We start from the raw sequence: 16031 nt of genomic DNA on the forward strand, positions 1-16031 counted from the left end.
GACCTCAGGGCGAATGCCCTGCGTAGCCGCGCAGCGGCCGAATGAGGGCCGTGCCAGCGCCGAAAGATCGCCAACACTCTGTTATCTCAACACCATCGGTCGAAACTCTCGCCCCGCTTGGAAATCGCCGGATCTTTCGGCGCGACCTCATGAAATATCCGGGCCAGGGCATTGAAGGGCGGTCCCTGAGCTTGTCGAAGGGCGGTCCCTGAGCTTGTCGAAGGGCGGCCCCTGAGCTTGTCGAAGGGTGCCGCCGACGGCCTACCGCTTCAGCAGCTGCAGCACTTCTTCCAGTTCCATCCGAACCTGTCGGATCACTTGCAGGGTCATGCTGGTATCGGCCTTGCCCTGCTCACCTTCCAGACGCTGACGCGCACCCGTAATGGTGAAGCCTTCGTCATACAGCAAGGAGCGGATCTGGCGGATGGTGAGCACATCGTGGCGCTGGTAGTAGCGCCGATTGCCGCGCCGCTTGACCGGCTTCAGGCTGGGAAACTCGGTCTCCCAGTAGCGCAACACATGCGGTTTCACGTCACACAGCTCGCTGACCTCACCGATGGTGAAGTAGCGCTTGGCCGGGATCGGCGGAAGCTCGCTGTTACTGCGCGGGTCCAGCATACGCTTCCACGCGCTCCTTCAGCTTCTGCCCCGGACGGAAGGTGACCACGGTACGAGCAGAGATAGGAATCTCTTCGCCAGTCTTGGGGTTGCGGCCAGGACGCTGATTCTTCTTGCGCAGGTCGAAGTTGCCAAAGCCCGACAGCTTGACCTGCTGATTACGCTCCAGAGACTCCCGCAACGCATCGAAGAATGCGTCGACGAATTCTTTGGCTTCGCGCTTGTTGAGGCCTACATCCTCGAACAAACGATCGGCCATGTCAGCCTTGGTCAGTGCCATCGCGCCCCCTATCGCCTCCCTGCGCCTTACGAGCGGAGAGATGCCCCGCACTGTTCGCTCAAGGCGGCGACCGCCCGAGCCACTTCGTTTTCAATATCCTGCTCAGCAAGAGTGCGGGATTGGTCCTGCAAAATCAAGCCCATAGCGAGGCTCTTGCATCCTGGTTCTAGACCCTTGCCCTGATACTGATCGAACACGAACACGTCTTTCAGCAGCCCCCCCAGGGTGTTGCGCAGACAGGTCTCAAGGCTGGCCCAGTCGAGATCCTGCTTCACCACGACCGCGAGATCGCGGCGCACGGAGGGAAACTTCGAAATGTCGCCAGCCCAGGGCAAGGCACGCTGACGCGCAGGCTCAAGATCGAGCTCGAACACCAGCACTTCGTCATCGAGATCCAATGCTTTGACCAGTTGCGGATGCAGATGACCGACGACGCCCAAACAGGCAGCATCTCGCCAAACCTCAGCGGACCGTCCCGGATGCAGCCAGGCGGTGGAGGAGACACGGAATTCCACCTCGCCCACCTGCCCAGCCAGGGCCAGCAGAGACTCGACGTCACCCTTCAGATCATAGAAGTCGACTTCGCGATCGCTCTGGCTCCATTGCTCGGCCAGGGCCGTGCCGCACGCAACGGCGGCGATGCGCGGTGTTTCCAGCGTCAAGGCCCCGGCGGCGCCGGACGTATCCGGCGCAAAAACCCGACCCAGCTCGAATAGACGCACCCGGTCCTGCTGTCGGTGGCGATTGCGCTTCAGCGCCTCTACCAGACCCGGCAGCAGACTGGGGCGCATGATGCCCATGTCCGAGGCCAGCGGATTGGCCAGCTTGACCATCGGCTGCTGCATGCCCCAGGTCCTGAGCAAGTCTTCGTCGACGAAGGCAAAGCAAACGGCTTCGAAGTAATCCCGCGCCGCCAGCTGTTGTCGGTAGGCCGCCACCGGAATGCGGTTCTCCGGGTGCGGGCTGGGCGGCACCTCGCCGGTCGGCGCGCTCATCGGAATGCGGTCGTAGCCATGCACGCGAGCGACTTCTTCAATCAGGTCCTCTTCGATCGCGATGTCGAAGCGTCGGCTCGGTGACATCACCGTCCACCCCGTCGAGGTGACTTCGGCCGACATGCCCAGCGCCTGCAGGATACGCGTGACCTCCTCATCCGCCACGCTCAGCCCCAGAATGCGCTTCAGCCTATCTCTGCGCAGACTGACTTCAGTCGGCTTGGGCAGATGCTCACCGAGCTCGGTGCGGGTCAGCGGGCCCGGCGCGCCACCGGCAATCTGCACAATCAACTGGGTCGCGCGCTCAATCGCCTGCTCCGGCAGGGTCGGATCAACGCCGCGTTCAAAGCGGTGCGACGCATCGGTATGCATGCCGAGCTTGCGCGCTCGCCCGATGATGCTATCGGGAGCAAAATGCGCGGCCTCAAGGAACACACGCGTGGTGGCGTCGGTAACCCGAGTATCCCAACCGCCCATCACGCCGCCCAAAGCGACCGGGCGGTCAGCGTCGGTGATCAACAGGAATTGCGGATCAACCTTAACCTCACGTTCGTCCAGAAGTTTGAGACTCTCGCCGTCGCGCGCGCGGCGAACGCCGATGGGCCCATGCAGTTTGTCGGCATCGAAGGCATGCATCGGCTGGCCGATTTCCAGCATCACGTACTGGGTAACATCGACCAGAAAGCTGATCGGCCGCACCCCACAGCGGCGCAGCCGCTCGGCCATCCACACCGGCGATTCCACGTTCGGGTCAACGCCTTCGATCAGGCGACCGAAATAGCGCGGGCAATCAGCTCCCGCCGACAGCGTAACCGGCAGGGTCTTGTCATGCGTGGCCGGCACTGCTGGAATCTCAAACGGATTGACTCGACTATTTAGGGCCGCCGCGACGTCGAAAGCGATTCCACGCACCGAGAAGCAGTCGGCGCGGTTCGGCGTAAGTTTGAGTTCAAGCTGGGTGTCCGGCAGGCCGAGGAACGCCGACAAAGGCTGCCCAACCGGCGCGTCGGCCGGCAGTTCCATCAATCCGCTGGCGTCGGCATCGACGCCCAGCTCCTTGGCCGAACACAGCATGCCGAAACTTTCGACACCGCGCAGCTTGGCCGGCTTGATCTTCATCCCGCCCGGTAGTTCGCTGCCCACCGTGGCCAACGGCGCCTTCAGTCCCGCGCGCGCATTCGGCGCACCGCACACAATCTGCACCGGTTCGCCCTGACCCAGCGACACCTGACAGATCTGCAGGCGATCCGCCTCAGGATGTCGCTCGGCACTGAGAATTTCCGCTACCACCACGCCAGGCAGCTCACCACCCAACGTTTCCGCGGCCTCAACTTCCAGACCAATCGCCGTCAGCGTCGCCGCCAACGCAGCCGAGTCGGCCTCGACTTGTACGTGTTCGCGCAACCAGGATTCGGGGAATTTCATACTAAGAGCCGTGGTTTGTGATTGGTGATTTGTGATTGGTTAGAAGCGGGCTTTCGTGACCTGTGACCAGCGCATGCGCCTCATTAATGACGGCGACATTGAGCGTGCGATAGCGCAGCGGCTCTTTACGAATCACCAATCACGAATCACCAATCACACGCTTCCTCAAGCAAACTGCTTGAGGAAGCGCAGATCATTGTCAAAGAAGCTACGCAGATCATTGACGCCGTAGCGCAGCATGGCGAAGCGTTCGACACCGAGGCCGAAGGCGAAGCCGCTGTAGCGTTCGGGGTCGATGCCGCAGTTGCGCAGTACCCTGGGATGGACCATGCCGCAGCCGAGCACTTCCAGCCAGCCGGGCTCGCTGCCGTCGCCGCGATCCCAGCGGATATCGACTTCGGCAGAGGGTTCGGTGAACGGGAAGTAGCTGGGGCGGAAGCGCATTTCAAAGTCGCGCTCAAAGAAGGCGTCGACGAACTGCTTCAGGGTGCCTTTGAGGTCGGCGAAACTGCTGGTTTCGTCGACTAACAGGCCTTCCACCTGATGGAACATCGGGGTATGGGTTTGATCGCTGTCCGAGCGATACACCTTGCCTGGGGCAATGATGCGGATCGGCGGCTGCTTGCCGAGCATGGCGCGAATCTGCACCGGCGAGGTGTGGGTGCGTAGCACATGCCCCTGCTCGGTGTAGAAGGTGTCATGCATGGCGCGCGCCGGGTGGTGCGGCGGAAAGTTCAGCGCTTCGAAATTGTGCCAGTCGTCTTCGATTTCCGGGCCATCGGCTACCTGGTAACCCAGGCCAGAGAAAATCGCCGTGATGCGCTCCAGCGTACGGGTGATCGGATGCACCGCGCCGCGCTGAGCATTGCGTCCGGGCAGGGTGATGTCGATCCGCTCGCTGGCCAGGCGCTGGGCCAGGGCGGCGCTTTCCAGCGCCTGCTTGCGCGCGGACAAGGCCTCGGCCACCGCGTCCTTGACGCGATTGATCGCCTCGCCGTGCGCCTTGCGTTCTTCCGGCGGCAACTTGCCCAGGGTTTTTAGCTGGGCGGTGATCTCGCCACTCTTGCCAAGCATGCCAACGCGCACGGCGTCGAGGGCGTCGAGCCCGTTAGCCGCTTCCACCGCGGCCAGCGCACGTTGCTGCAGGGAATCCAGTTCGCTCATGGAGTTTGTCTCAATCCAGGCAGGGCGAGCGCCGCATCAATTTCCCCTCCCCCCTGGCGGAGGAGGGGTCGGGGGAAAGGGGGAACCGAACTTAACACCCCCTCTCCCCAACCCTCTCCCGCGAGAGGAGAGGGGCAGCATTCGCTACGGTGATTCGAGAATTCAACCGCACAAAACAAAATGGGGAAGAGCTGCGCCCTTCCCCATCGGTCGAACCTTGCGGTTCGCGGAGATTGATCGCGGCGTTAAGCACACCGCGAATCATCACGACTTCAAGCCGCGAGTGCGCCTTTCGCTTTTTCGGCGATCGCACCAAACGCGTTGATGTCATGCACCGCAATATCGGCCAGCGCCTTGCGGTCGAGCTCGATACCGGCCTTCTTCAGGCCATTCATCAGACGCGAATAGGACAGACCGAACTGACGGGCCGCCGCATTGATGCGGACAATCCACAGGGCGCGGAACTGACGCTTGCGCTGCTTGCGGCCGATATAGGCGTATTGATCAGCCTTGGTTACTGCCTGCTTGGCAACGCGGAACACCTTGCGACGGGCATTGTAATAACCCTTCGCACGGCTGAGGATTTTCTTGTGACGACGACGGGCGACAACGCCACGCTTAACACGAGCCATGGTTCATCTCTCCTTATGCGTACGGCATCATGCGCGCGACGCGACCAGCGTCTTCTTTGCGCACGTGGTTGGTGGCACGCAGGCCGCGCTTACGCTTGGTGGCCTTCTTGGTGAGGATGTGGCTCTTGAAGGCGTGTCCGCACTTGAACTTGCCGGAAGCGGTCTTCCGGAAGCGCTTGGCGGCCGCCCGATTGGTCTTCATCTTGGGCATGACTGCTACTCATTAATGTTTATGTCACTGAACCGAGCGGCGGTTGCCCGCACTTTCCTTCCTGCTCGAATCGGCTTGTAGGCCCGGGCTGCCCCTGGGCGGGTCCATCATCGAAGGCCTTAATTGCAAGGCACTCCGCAAAGCAACCCCCAGCCGCAAGGCCGGGGGCCAGCATTCTACTAGAAACACGCGCCACTTTCATAGGGTGCGTCTTGGACGCACCGCTGGTGAATGGGCTGTGCCGAACCTGAACAACTTCGACCCCGCAGGACCCGGAGGCCCGTTGGCGCGCCAAGACGCGCGCCCTATTTCTTCTTCGGGGCCACCATCATGACCATCTGCCGCCCTTCCAGGCGCGGCCGTGATTCGATCACGACTTCGTCTTTCAGATCTTCCTCCAGGCGATTGATCATCTGGATGCCCAGTTCGGTGTGGGCCATTTCACGCCCCTTGAACCGAATGGTGATCTTGATCTTGTCGCCCTCCTCGAGGAAGCGGCGCATATTGCGCAGCTTGATCTGGTAGTCACCTTCGTCGGTGACCGGCCGGAACTTCACTTCCTTGATCTCGACCTGCTTCTGCTTCTTCTTGGCCGCGGAGGCCTTTTTCTGCATTTCGAAGCGGTACTTACCGAAATCCATGACGCGACACACCGGCGGATCGGCGTTCGGTTGGATCTCGACCAGATCAAGCCCGGCGTCTTCGGCCATGCGAAGTGCTTCGTCACGAGAGAGTACGCCCAGCATTTCGCCGTCGTCGCCGATCACGCGCACGCGCGGGACCCGGATCTCTTCGTTTTTCCGATTCAGTTTATCGTTGCTAATTCGGCAACCCTCTTCCTGGTGAATTCGATCCCTGGGCGCATTCTCAGGCCCCCGGGGCAAGTTCCTTACCTACCCGCTCAACGAACTCGGCCACACTCATACTACCGAGATCTTCCCCTGAGCGAGCGCGCACTGCCACCTGGCCGTTTTCCTTCTCGCGGTCTCCTACCACCAGCAGGTACGGCACCCGTTGCAGCGTATGCTCGCGAATCTTATAGCCTATCTTTTCGTTCCTCAAGTCGCTCTGTACCCGGAAACCTTGATTTGCAAGGGCTTTCTCGACCTCTTTGACGTACTCGGCCTGGGCGTCGGTGATATTCGCTACCACCACCTGGATCGGCGCCAGCCAAAGCGGGAACAGACCGGCGAAATTCTCGATCAGAATACCAATGAAGCGCTCCATCGAGCCGACGATGGCCCGATGCAACATCACTGGATGGCGGCGTGAGGAATGTTCGTCGACATACTCGGCACCCAGTCGCTGCGGCATCATGAAATCGACCTGCATAGTGCCGACCTGCCAGCTGCGGCCGATCGAATCGCGCATGTGGTATTCGATCTTCGGGCCGTAGAACGCGCCCTCACCGGGCAGCTCTTCCCATTCCACACCGGCCGAGGACAGCGCGGCACGCAGGGCATTTTCGGCCTTGTCCCAGGTCGCATCGTCACCCAGGCGCGGCTCCGGACGCAGGGCGATCTTCAAGGCAATGTCCTTGAAACCGAAGTCCGAGTAGACCTTCATGGCCTGCGCATGGAACGCCGTCACCTCGGCCTCGACCTGATCCTCGGTGCAGAAGATGTGGCCATCGTCCTGGGTGAACGCGCGCACGCGCATGATGCCGTGCAGTGCTCCGGATGGCTCATTGCGATGGCAACCACCAAACTCGCCGTAGCGAATCGGCAGGTCGCGATAGCTGTGCAGCCCGGCGTTGTAGATCTGCACGTGGCCTGGGCAGTTCATCGGCTTGATCGCGTAGTCGCGCTTCTCCGATTCGGTAAAGAACATGTTGTTCTGATAGTTGTCCCAGTGGCCGGACTTCTTCCACAGCGACACATCGAGGATCTGCGGCCCGCGCACCTCCTGGTAGCCGCTCTGCTTGTACACGCCACGCATGTACTGCTCGACCACCTGCCATAGCGACCAGCCCTTGGGATGCCAAAAGATCATGCCCGGCGCCTCTTCCTGCTGATGGAACAGACCCATCGCCTTGCCGATCTTGCGGTGATCGCGCTTCTCGGCTTCCTCCAGCTGCAGCAGGTAGGCCTTCAGCTCTTTGTCATTCAGCCACGCCGTGCCGTACACGCGCTGCAGCATTTCGTTCTTGGCATCGCCGCGCCAATAGGCGCCGGCCACCTTCATCAGCTTGAAGGCGCGCAGCTTGCCGGTGCTCGGCACATGCGGGCCACGGCACAGATCAATGAAATCGCCCTGCGAGTACATCGACAGATCTTCGTTGGCCGGGATCGATTCGATGATCTCGGCCTTGTACTTCTCGCCCTTGTCGAGGAAGAACTTAACTGCCTCGTCGCGCGACATCAGTGAGCGTGAGACCTTGATGTCCTCCTTGACGATCTTGGCCATTTCGTCTTCGATCTTGGCCAGATCCTCAGGCGTGAACGGCTGCTTGCGGGCAAAGTCGTAGTAAAAGCCGTTGTCGACCACCGGACCGATGGTGACCTGGGTATCGGGGAACAGACGCTGCGTCGCCTGGGCCAACAAGTGCGCGGTCGAATGGCGCAGGATTTCCAGCGCATCGGGATGCTTGTCGGTGACGATTTCCAGGCTGGCGTCCTGATCGATCGAGTGGCTGGTGTCGACCAGCCTGCCATCGACCTTGCCGGCCAGGGCGGCCTTGGCCAGACCGGCACCGATCGAGGCGGCCACGTCAGCCACCGTCACGGCAGATTCGAACTCGCGTTTGCTGCCGTCGGGGAGCGTAATTGCGACCATGGGAATACTCCTTGCCACCGGCGCCACCCGGCGCCGGTGTCTTACAAACTGTGGATGCAGACCGGAGGGGATTCCGGCAGCGGAAAACAAAAAAGGGCGCAGCGCGCCCTTTCGATTTCGCTAAGGCGCAGATCAGCTATGGGCGTAGGTTGTGGTGCTCATGTCGCACACGGGTCCGCCGTTTACCGGCCGGCTTCCTCTGGCTAGATCTGGAGCTTTAAAAGCTAAGCAAGCATCGGCCCGCTGTCAACAACGACGGCGCAAAACAAAAACGGCCAGACATTGCTGCCTGGCCGCTTTGTCGGTGGTGGGCGGTACAGGGATCGAACCTGTGACCCCTACCATGTCAAGGTAGTGCTCTACCGCTGAGCTAACCGCCCAAAATCTGCTCCGCCGCCGAAACCCGGTCGGTGAAGGGCGCGAACTATAGCACTGCTGCCGAGGGAGAACAATGACCCAGCCTTCCGCTGTTATGGCGCGGGTTTGGGCCAAACGCGCAACCCTACCCATCCGATCAGCCCGGCCGCCAAGGCGCTGGGCAGCAGACCGAAACTCAGCCAATAGACGGCGCCCGGCTCGCCAGTACCCGCCGGGGGCCCATCAGCAAGCGGGTTCAGCGTCGCCAGGCTCAACAGCACACCCGCCAAGGGCTGCCATTCGCCGGCAATTACCGCGTAGGCGCCGATATGCAGGGCGGCGAAAGTGATGATCACCAGCAGCAATGGACTTGGCGATACTCGCAGGCGTTTCCCCACCGTGGTCAGCGATGGGGCACCGCGTTTCAGCGCAGTGGCCCAACTCTTGAGCCACAGGGCCAGTGCCGCCAAACGGGAGCTAAGCGCTGCGACCCAATGCCTGTTCGCGGGGCGGCTGGCCGGCGCGAGCATGGCGATCAGGCCCCAAGTCAGCATGGCAGGCGCGGCGATGTGCAGCGCGAAGTGCGGCTTCGGCAATCGCCAGGCATAGAACAGCGGCAACGCCAGCAGCGCGATGATCAGCCCACGCTGCCAGTTTGGCAGCGCGATCGGCGCGTGCGCCGCCGGCAGATACATGCCAACGGCGCATACCAGGGCGAGCCAGCTGGCGAGCCCGCCGAAACCCGTCGGATTGGCGAGCATCGCACCCGCCAGTGCCACGCTGATCAGCCCGCTGAGCACCAGCGCATAGCGCCAGAAGCGAGCCCGCCGACTGGCGTGGAACAGCACCTCCACCCCCCCCGACCCAGATGCCGATCGCGCAGCCCAACAGCGCTCGCACCAGTTCGGCGGGAATCGGATTGACGACCTGAGAGGCTGGCGCTGGCATCGACCAACTCAGCAGCAGTGCGAGAAACCCGAAACGAACGGACAGGGTTTGCTCCCTCGGGGCTTTCATTTCGCTGCCTTAGTTTCGAGCGATGAGGTTCGCGGCGGCACGGCCTCGAGTGCAGCATCAGTGCGCGATTGATGGTCCGCCCAACCGCCGGCGGTCTGCGCACTCTACACCGTTGATGATGGACTTGCAGGCTATGCCGTGCGCTTCGTTGCATTCAATCTTCATCGCTCAACGACAGTCAAGACGTAGGGCGGGTCTTGACCCGCCGCGGGCACCTGCCAACCGTCACCAAGGTTGCCCAATCCGTCAGGACTGGTTCGCGGGTGGTGCCTGCTATGGAGTGGGAATCCCCATTTGGCGGGTCAAGACCCGCCCTACGCCACCAAGGCCTGCTGGCGAATCTTCTGGATCTCGTCGCGCAGCCGGGCTGCCTCTTCGAACTCCAGATCACGGGCATGCTGGTACATCTGCTGTTCGAGCTTGCTGATTTTCTGCAGTGCTTTATCCGGTGACAGGGCACTGTAGTCGCTGCGTGCTTCGGCAATGCGTCGTTTGCGCGCATCCGCCCCTTTCTCGGCCGATTCGCGTGCGCCCTCCATCACGTCCATCACTTTCTTGACGATGGACTTGGGTGTGATGCCGTGCTTCGCGTTGTACTCGACCTGCTTGTCGCGCCGGCGGCCGGTTTCGTCCAGCGCCCGCTGCATCGAGTCGGTCACACGGTCAGCGTACAGGATGGCCTTGCCGTTCAGATTGCGGGCTGCGCGCCCGATGGTTTGAATCAGCGATTGAGTGGAGCGCAAGAAGCCTTCCTTGTCGGCATCCAATATCGCCACCAGGGATACCTCGGGCATGTCCAGGCCTTCGCGCAGCAGGTTGATTCCAACCAATACATCGAACACCCCCAGCCTCAGATCACGAATGATCTCCACCCGCTCGACGGTTTCAATATCGGAGTGCAGGTAGCGCACCTTGATCTTGTGATCACCAAGATAGTCGGTGAGGTTTTCTGCCATGCGCTTGGTCAAGGTGGTCACCAGCACCCGCTCGCCCTGCGCTACCCGCTGACTGACCTCGGACATCAGGTCGTCAACCTGGGTTGCAACGGGTCTTATCTCAACTTCCGGGTCGACCAGCCCGGTCGGCCTAACTACCAGCTCCACCGTCGGCCCATCCGACTTGCCCATTTCGTACTTGCCGGGCGTGGCCGAGACAAACACGGTGCGCGGGGCACGCAGTTCCCACTCCTCGAACTTCAGCGGCCGGTTGTCCATCGCCGAGGGCAGACGAAAGCCAAAGTCGACCAGGGTCTGCTTGCGTGAGCGATCGCCCTTGTACATGGCACCGAGCTGCGGCACGGTCACATGCGACTCATCCACCACCAGCAGGGCATCGGGCGGCAAATAGTCGAACAGACAGGGCGGCGGCTCTCCGGCCATGCGCCCGGTCAAGTGACGTGAGTAATTTTCGATGCCCTGGCAATAGCCAATCTCCTGCATCATCTCCAGATCGAAAGTAGTGCGCTGCTGCAGGCGCTGGGCTTCCACCAGCTTGTTCTCAGCATAGAGCTGCTCCAGCCGAACACGCAGTTCATCCTTGATGGTGTCGATCGCCTCCAGCACGGTGCGGCGGGTGGTCACATAGTGCGACTTCGGATAGATGGTGTAGCGCTGCACCTTGCGCCGCACTTCGCCGGTGAGCGGATCGAACAAGGTCAGTTGTTCGATCTCGCCGTCGAACAGCTCGATGCGCAGCCCCTCGTACTCACTCTCCGCCGGATGCACATCGATCACCTCGCCGCGCACGCGAAACGTGCTACGCCGCAGCTCGAACTCATTGCGACTGTACTGCAGCTCGGTAAGACGCCGAATCAGTTCGCGCTGATCGATGCGCTCCCCGCGGACCAGATGCAAGACCATCTGGAAATATTCGTTCGGATCACCCAGTCCATAGATCGCCGACACCGTCGCCACGATCAGCGCATCGCGGCGCTCCAGCAGGGCCTTGGTAGCCGACAGCCGCATCTGTTCGATGTGGTCATTGATCGAGGCATCCTTCTCAATGAAGGTGTCACTGGCCGGCACATAGGCTTCCGGCTGGTAATAGTCGTAGTAGCTGACGAAGTACTCGACCGCGTTGTACGGGAAGAACTCCTTGAATTCGCCGTACAGCTGCGCCGCCAGGGTCTTGTTCGGCGCCAGGATCAAGGTCGGCTTCTGTATTTGCGCCACGACGTTGGCAATGGTGAAGGTCTTACCCGAGCCGGTGACGCCCAGCAGGGTCTGATGCGCCAGCCCAGCCTCGAAATTGCCCACCAGCGCCTGGATCGCGGCCGGCTGATCTCCCGAGGGGGCGAACTCGGATACCAGACGGAACGGGGCGGCTGCGGCTTCGGCAATTCGATTCATGGGATGGGAGTCGGCAATGTGCAACGGCAGCGCCATTGTGCCACTCATCACTACTCGTACTCTGCGAAGTCTGAACCAAGGCGGGAAAAAGTCCTACCCCACATTGCGGCCCGCGCTGATTTTTGTGCCAGCGCGGAACTGCGAGTCTGAACGCACCTTTTCACGGACGTTCAACATGCACACTCAGCGTGGTCTCAGCCTGGTGGAACTGATGGTTACCCTGTCCTTGATCGGCGTGCTGCTGGCCGGCGTGGCACCTGGCTTTCGCGACTTCATGAATCGGCAGCAGGCGGTGAGTCTCAACAACCGCTTGCTGGCGCATCTCGCTATGGCCCGTACCCAGGCCGTGGTGCATCGCGCCACTACCGTCGTATGCCCCAGTGCACTGGATGCCCAGCAGTGCCGCAACGGCGGCGACTGGAGCGAGCAATGGCTGGTCTTCATCGATATCGACGGCGACTTGCAGCGCGACGCCAACGAGACCGTGATCAGTCAGGAAGCCGCCGATCTGCCGCCGGGCTGGCGTTTGGTATCCAGCATCCATCGGCCGCGGGTGCGCTACAAGGCCAATGGCATGAGCACCGGCAGCAATCTCAGCATTCGATTGTGCAATGGCAACACCGCGCATTCGGCAATCGTGATGAACAACGCCGGCAGACCGCGGCTGGACAAGTCGCCTCGCGGCGGCTGCGACGGCTGAGAAAGTCGCTCCCTCACCCTACTCGGCGCCGGACATGATCCGAGCCAGCTGTGCATCGCACAGAGCGTGCAGGCCAGCCGCGCGATCGCCCTCAGCCTGTCGCGCGGCAAAGCCGAGGGCATGGAAAAAGCCCATTACGTTGTGACGCAAGCGCAATGTAGATTCCTGCTGGAATGCATCGCTCCAGCGCTTCATGGGGGCCGGTTCGCCGATAGTCTGCAGCCACAGCCGCCACTGCGTGTCATCGATCTCGTTGCGCTGGTGCAGGAAGAACGCGACTCGCGCCAACCGCTCCGGTTCGCCGTAGGCATAGGCGATTTCGCGATTGCGAACCTGGCTTCCCAGCGCCTGCAGTAACGCGTGCTGCAGGTCGGCATCCACGGCCGGGTGCACTCCCAGTTGCAGCAGCAAATCGGCGCCATGCGCAATACCATGCCGCCAGCCCTGCTGCTGATCGAATGCACGGTAGTCGCGCACCCCCTGCAGGTAACGTGAGGCATCCTGTGCCAACCCGGCCAGCCGTCGTGGATCGAGATCGGGATCCAGGCGATCGGCGCGCACCAGCTCGGACAGCAGCAGGGCTGCGAACGGCTGGGCATAGCCGGCTTCATCTGTAGCGCGCGTCAGCACCGGCTGCAGATGAGCGATCGCGCGCTCGATGTCCACCGAAGCGATACGCCTAGCACGCAGCAACTGGCTGAGGCTCTCATACACCCATTGATCACGAATGGAGGGATCCGGGTGATCGAAGCAAGCCAGCATTTGATCCACAATGATTGACTCGACCGCGCCCTCTTTACGCGCCAACTCAGTGCTAAGAGAGGTCGGCCAGTCAGCAGGATAGCGGCAGTCCGATGCCTGTACGCCGTGTAAAGCGAAGACCAGCCCCAGCAACAAGGCAAGTCGACCAGAACACCCAATGCTCATCACGCGTGCCACCCACTCCTCAGGGCAATTGCAAAGCAAACCCGCACCGGGCAGCCACCAGAAAACGTCCGCAACGCCAGGGGCGGCGCTTCAACCCTCGAATCCGCTGTAAAAAACCCGATCGGCATTAGCCGGTTCGGCAGCGCCAATGGTACGACCTGCCCCTCGGGGTAGGCCCAGGATATCGTCTGCGGGTGTTTGATCGACACGGCCTGCCGCTACCGCGGCTCCACCTGGCGCTGGTCGGCCGAAGTTGGCAGCCAAATGTTGGAAGGCATCGGCGATACGGGTGTGGCCGCCGCCGAACGTCTGACTGGTCGCATTCCACACCGGCGTGATCAGGCCGGTCTGCAAGGGCAGTTCGGGATCACCGAGCACCGCAGCGCTATCGTCGTCGACGTTGACCAGTTCGCTGCCATCCATCGGTATCGCGTTTCCGCCGTTGTAGTACAGGTTGTTATCGAGAGTGAAACTCTGGGTATCGGCGGGCGGCGTGTCGCTGAAGTCGTCCATGCTGCCGCCAGGGTCGGACCAGATGTTGTTGTAGAACTGGATATTCTGCAGCTGTGGATTGCTGCCCTCGCGATTCAGGCGCATGGCAAAAGCCAGCGAGGGTAGATCCCCGACCACGGTATTGTTTCGAAACACCACATCGCGGCAGCCCTTGGCACCAAACGCCGCACGCATGGTGTTCGGCGCGTTGCCCAGCATCAGGTTGTTCTCGATCAGCAGATCGAAAGCCTCGAAGTTGGCCGTGCCATCTTCGCCACAGAGCAGAAAGTTGCTGCCACTGGAGCCTTGCCAATTGAGGAAGACATTGCGCCGCACGCGTATGTCGCGCGCCCCAAGATAGGCGTCACCAGCGGCATTGGAATCCTTGATCACGATGTAACTCGATGTGTTGTTGCCGTTGACCCGCCCCGATGCCGCGAAGTCGTTGAAGAACACATTGCCCTCAACCAGCACATCCTCGACGCTATTGATGTCGATATGCTCATCGCTACCGGTCTGGTTGTAGAACAGGTTCCCGAGTATGCGAATCTGCCGCGCGCCGTTGTTGATCTTCAGAATGTCGTTGTTGAAGCTGTCATGCAGAATGTTGTCGCGCAGGGTAATGCGCTCAGTGACTTGCGTGGACTCGCTTTGCATCTGCACCACCAGAGGCTCTGCTCCGGCACCGCTATGGGCGATGTCAAAACCTTCGATCGCCACGCCAGACACACCGACACTGCCGTCATAGATCGTCAGCACAGTGGAACTGTGGCGAAGCTGGGCGCGATACGGCTGTCGTGACCTGATCGTCACGTCCGGGGTGAACTGACCGCGGATTCGAATTCTGCCGTTGTAGACACCCGGCTCGACCAGGATCACGTCTCCGCCCGATGACTGATCGAGGGCGTAAGTTATGGTGGCGAAGGGCATGGCCTCGCTGCCGCGGCCCGGGCTGTCAGCCCCGTTGGTGGCGACGTACCAGGTCTGCTGCGCATGAACGGCGGGCGCCAGGCACAGCAGCAGCAACAGTAGTCCAGATCGATACGCCAAGGCCATGGCCGAGTTCACCTCGCTTCACTTCGCCTCTTGTATCACTTCCATGTCGCTGAAACTTCCCGCCGATCGGCGTCATGCCCCGCTGGCGACAGAGAGTCGCTCAATGCGGCCCGAGATAGTTCTTTTCGCCGGCGTCGATTGCCAAGTCCAGGCGATTTTCCGGCGGCGGCAGCGGGCAGGTCGAATAGCTGTTGAGCGCACAGGGCGGGTTGTAGGCCTTGTTGAAGTCGACCACCACATGCCCCGGATCGATCGACTCGGCGTACAGGAAACGCCCGGCACCGTAGGTCGACTTGCCATTGGTTCGATCGGCAAAGATGACAAACAAGGCGCCATCGCCTTCGTCGATCACTTCGAGCCGATACGGCTTACCTTCGCGCTCGAATTCAATAACCCCGGAGTTCACCATCGGCTCCAGGGTATTGATCACCGAAGCGATCTCAATGGTTTTGCCGGGCGGATGCGGAGTGAACTTCGCCTCGTAGCGCCAGCCCGAATCGACCGGAAAGTGGTCGATACCGATAAAGCCGGTGCGAGTCGGGGCATTGGCGTCACGAACGCGCAGGCCCAGCTTGCCCGAGCGCTCGATCAGCACGAAGCTGGCCGCGCCATCGTTGAAGCGCACCACCGTCGGGGCACCGCTGACATCTGCAGCCAGCAGAATACGTTCGGCTGCGGCGCCGCCGTCGATGCTGATACCTGCATCCGGCGAGGGGCTGAACCACACCTCGTCGCCCTGCCGCTCGATGACCCCCAACTTGCCCGGGCCGGTGGCCAGCACGATGTCGCTGCCTTCATCGGAGCCCAGGGTCCAGCGACCTGGTTCAATCCAGTGCAGCCCCACCAAAGACAACCAGCCTTCCGGACGCATCAAGCGTTCGGCACGCTGGGCGTGCCATTTCTTGATGCTGGCTCGGTATTCGCTTTCCTGCGGTTGAGGTCCGGCACAACCCACACTCATCGCACTCGCTCCAAGCACCAAGACAGCCCACACTTTCATTCAGATCTCCTCGACAGACAGGCGCCGCTCGATC

General features: G+C 61.4%; 14 protein-coding genes and 1 tRNA gene. 1 reads left to right on the forward strand and 14 read right to left on the reverse strand.

From position 1 onward, the window contains the following. Nucleotides 1-261: 261 nt before the first annotated feature. The 11 genes from IFO71_RS13640 to uvrB form a co-directional block, all read right to left on the reverse strand. Nucleotides 262-618 (reverse strand): MerR family transcriptional regulator, encoded by a 357-nt coding sequence (locus IFO71_RS13640; RefSeq protein ID WP_192030201.1) that lies wholly within the window; start codon nucleotides 616-618, stop codon nucleotides 262-264. Next, entirely contained in the window at nucleotides 599-898 is a 300-nt protein-coding gene (locus IFO71_RS13645; protein ID WP_192030202.1) for an integration host factor subunit alpha, read from the reverse strand. The genes IFO71_RS13640 and IFO71_RS13645 overlap by 20 nt, the downstream gene beginning before the upstream one ends. Nucleotides 899-924: 26 nt before the next feature. After that, a complete protein-coding gene (gene pheT / locus IFO71_RS13650; RefSeq protein ID WP_192030203.1) occupies nucleotides 925-3318 on the reverse strand; it encodes a phenylalanine--tRNA ligase subunit beta in 2394 nt (797 codons plus the stop codon). Nucleotides 3319-3483: 165 nt separating this feature from the next. Next, nucleotides 3484-4482, reverse strand: coding sequence for a phenylalanine--tRNA ligase subunit alpha (gene pheS / locus IFO71_RS13655; protein WP_192030204.1), 999 nt, complete (start codon nucleotides 4480-4482; stop codon nucleotides 3484-3486). A 272-nt stretch (nucleotides 4483-4754) separates the two neighbouring features. Further along, nucleotides 4755-5114, reverse strand: coding sequence for a 50S ribosomal protein L20 (gene rplT, locus IFO71_RS13660; protein WP_192030205.1), 360 nt, complete (start codon nucleotides 5112-5114; stop codon nucleotides 4755-4757). Between the two features lie 13 nt (nucleotides 5115-5127). Next, complete coding sequence (rpmI, locus tag IFO71_RS13665; protein WP_192030206.1) at nucleotides 5128-5325, reverse strand: 50S ribosomal protein L35; 198 nt, start codon at nucleotides 5323-5325, stop codon at nucleotides 5128-5130. A 305-nt stretch (nucleotides 5326-5630) separates the two neighbouring features. Next, nucleotides 5631-6149 (reverse strand): translation initiation factor IF-3, encoded by a 519-nt coding sequence (gene infC, locus IFO71_RS13670; protein ID WP_192030230.1) that lies wholly within the window; start codon nucleotides 6147-6149, stop codon nucleotides 5631-5633. 43 nt (nucleotides 6150-6192) lie between these two features. Continuing rightward, nucleotides 6193-8100 carry a threonine--tRNA ligase gene (thrS, locus tag IFO71_RS13675; protein ID WP_192030207.1) on the reverse strand — a complete coding sequence of 636 codons (1908 nt, stop codon included), beginning with the start codon at nucleotides 8098-8100 and terminating at the stop codon, nucleotides 6193-6195. A gap of 305 nt (nucleotides 8101-8405) precedes the next feature. Further along, nucleotides 8406-8480 (reverse strand) — tRNA-Val (locus IFO71_RS13680). Between the two features lie 90 nt (nucleotides 8481-8570). Continuing rightward, entirely contained in the window at nucleotides 8571-9305 is a 735-nt protein-coding gene (locus tag IFO71_RS13685) for a hypothetical protein (RefSeq protein WP_192030208.1), read from the reverse strand. Nucleotides 9306-9788: 483 nt separating this feature from the next. Next, nucleotides 9789-11822, reverse strand: a complete 2034-nt coding sequence (gene uvrB, locus IFO71_RS13690; protein ID WP_192030231.1) for an excinuclease ABC subunit UvrB — start codon at nucleotides 11820-11822, stop codon at nucleotides 9789-9791. 175 nt (nucleotides 11823-11997) lie between these two features. Here uvrB and IFO71_RS13695 point away from each other — a divergent pair, with 175 nt between their 5' ends. Then, the gene (locus IFO71_RS13695; protein WP_192030209.1) at nucleotides 11998-12522 is read left to right on the forward strand and encodes a GspH/FimT family pseudopilin; all 525 of its coding nucleotides are present in this window, start codon (nucleotides 11998-12000) and stop codon (nucleotides 12520-12522) included. 18 nt (nucleotides 12523-12540) lie between these two features. Here the strand turns inward: IFO71_RS13695 and IFO71_RS13700 are convergent, their stop codons facing one another. The 3 genes from IFO71_RS13700 to IFO71_RS13710 form a co-directional block, all read right to left on the reverse strand. Next, on the reverse strand, nucleotides 12541-13449 hold the full coding sequence (locus IFO71_RS13700) for a DUF2785 domain-containing protein (RefSeq protein WP_192030210.1): 909 nt from the start codon (nucleotides 13447-13449) through the stop codon (nucleotides 12541-12543). A gap of 90 nt (nucleotides 13450-13539) precedes the next feature. Next, complete coding sequence (locus tag IFO71_RS13705; RefSeq protein WP_225444636.1) at nucleotides 13540-14997, reverse strand: right-handed parallel beta-helix repeat-containing protein; 1458 nt, start codon at nucleotides 14995-14997, stop codon at nucleotides 13540-13542. Nucleotides 14998-15097: 100 nt separating this feature from the next. Further along, nucleotides 15098-15997, reverse strand: coding sequence for a DUF1684 domain-containing protein (locus tag IFO71_RS13710; protein ID WP_225444637.1), 900 nt, complete (start codon nucleotides 15995-15997; stop codon nucleotides 15098-15100). Between the last annotated feature and the right edge of the window lie 34 nt (nucleotides 15998-16031).

Source organism: Pseudomarimonas arenosa, from assembly GCF_014841215.1.
In the GTDB taxonomy this organism is placed as follows: domain Bacteria; phylum Pseudomonadota; class Gammaproteobacteria; order Xanthomonadales; family Xanthomonadaceae; genus Pseudomarimonas; species Pseudomarimonas arenosa.

Excerpts from the sequence above, each read along its gene's own strand:
- IFO71_RS13640 (WP_192030201.1), bottom strand. The coding sequence starts at position 618 with ATGCTGGACCCGCGCAGTAACAGCGAGCTTCCGCCGATCCCGGCCAAG.
- IFO71_RS13645 (WP_192030202.1), bottom strand. The coding sequence starts at position 898 with ATGGCACTGACCAAGGCTGACATGGCCGATCGTTTGTTCGAGGATGTA.
- pheT (WP_192030203.1), bottom strand. The coding sequence starts at position 3,318 with ATGAAATTCCCCGAATCCTGGTTGCGCGAACACGTACAAGTCGAGGCC.
- pheS (WP_192030204.1), bottom strand. The coding sequence starts at position 4,482 with ATGAGCGAACTGGATTCCCTGCAGCAACGTGCGCTGGCCGCGGTGGAA.
- rplT (WP_192030205.1), bottom strand. The coding sequence starts at position 5,114 with ATGGCTCGTGTTAAGCGTGGCGTTGTCGCCCGTCGTCGTCACAAGAAA.
- rpmI (WP_192030206.1), bottom strand. The coding sequence starts at position 5,325 with ATGCCCAAGATGAAGACCAATCGGGCGGCCGCCAAGCGCTTCCGGAAG.
- thrS (WP_192030207.1), bottom strand. The coding sequence starts at position 8,100 with ATGGTCGCAATTACGCTCCCCGACGGCAGCAAACGCGAGTTCGAATCT.
- uvrB (WP_192030231.1), bottom strand. The coding sequence starts at position 11,822 with ATGAATCGAATTGCCGAAGCCGCAGCCGCCCCGTTCCGTCTGGTATCC.
- IFO71_RS13695 (WP_192030209.1), top strand. The coding sequence starts at position 11,998 with ATGCACACTCAGCGTGGTCTCAGCCTGGTGGAACTGATGGTTACCCTG.
- IFO71_RS13700 (WP_192030210.1), bottom strand. The coding sequence starts at position 13,449 with ATGAGCATTGGGTGTTCTGGTCGACTTGCCTTGTTGCTGGGGCTGGTC.
- IFO71_RS13705 (WP_225444636.1), bottom strand. The coding sequence starts at position 14,997 with ATGGCCTTGGCGTATCGATCTGGACTACTGTTGCTGCTGCTGTGCCTG.
- IFO71_RS13710 (WP_225444637.1), bottom strand. The coding sequence starts at position 15,997 with ATGAAAGTGTGGGCTGTCTTGGTGCTTGGAGCGAGTGCGATGAGTGTG.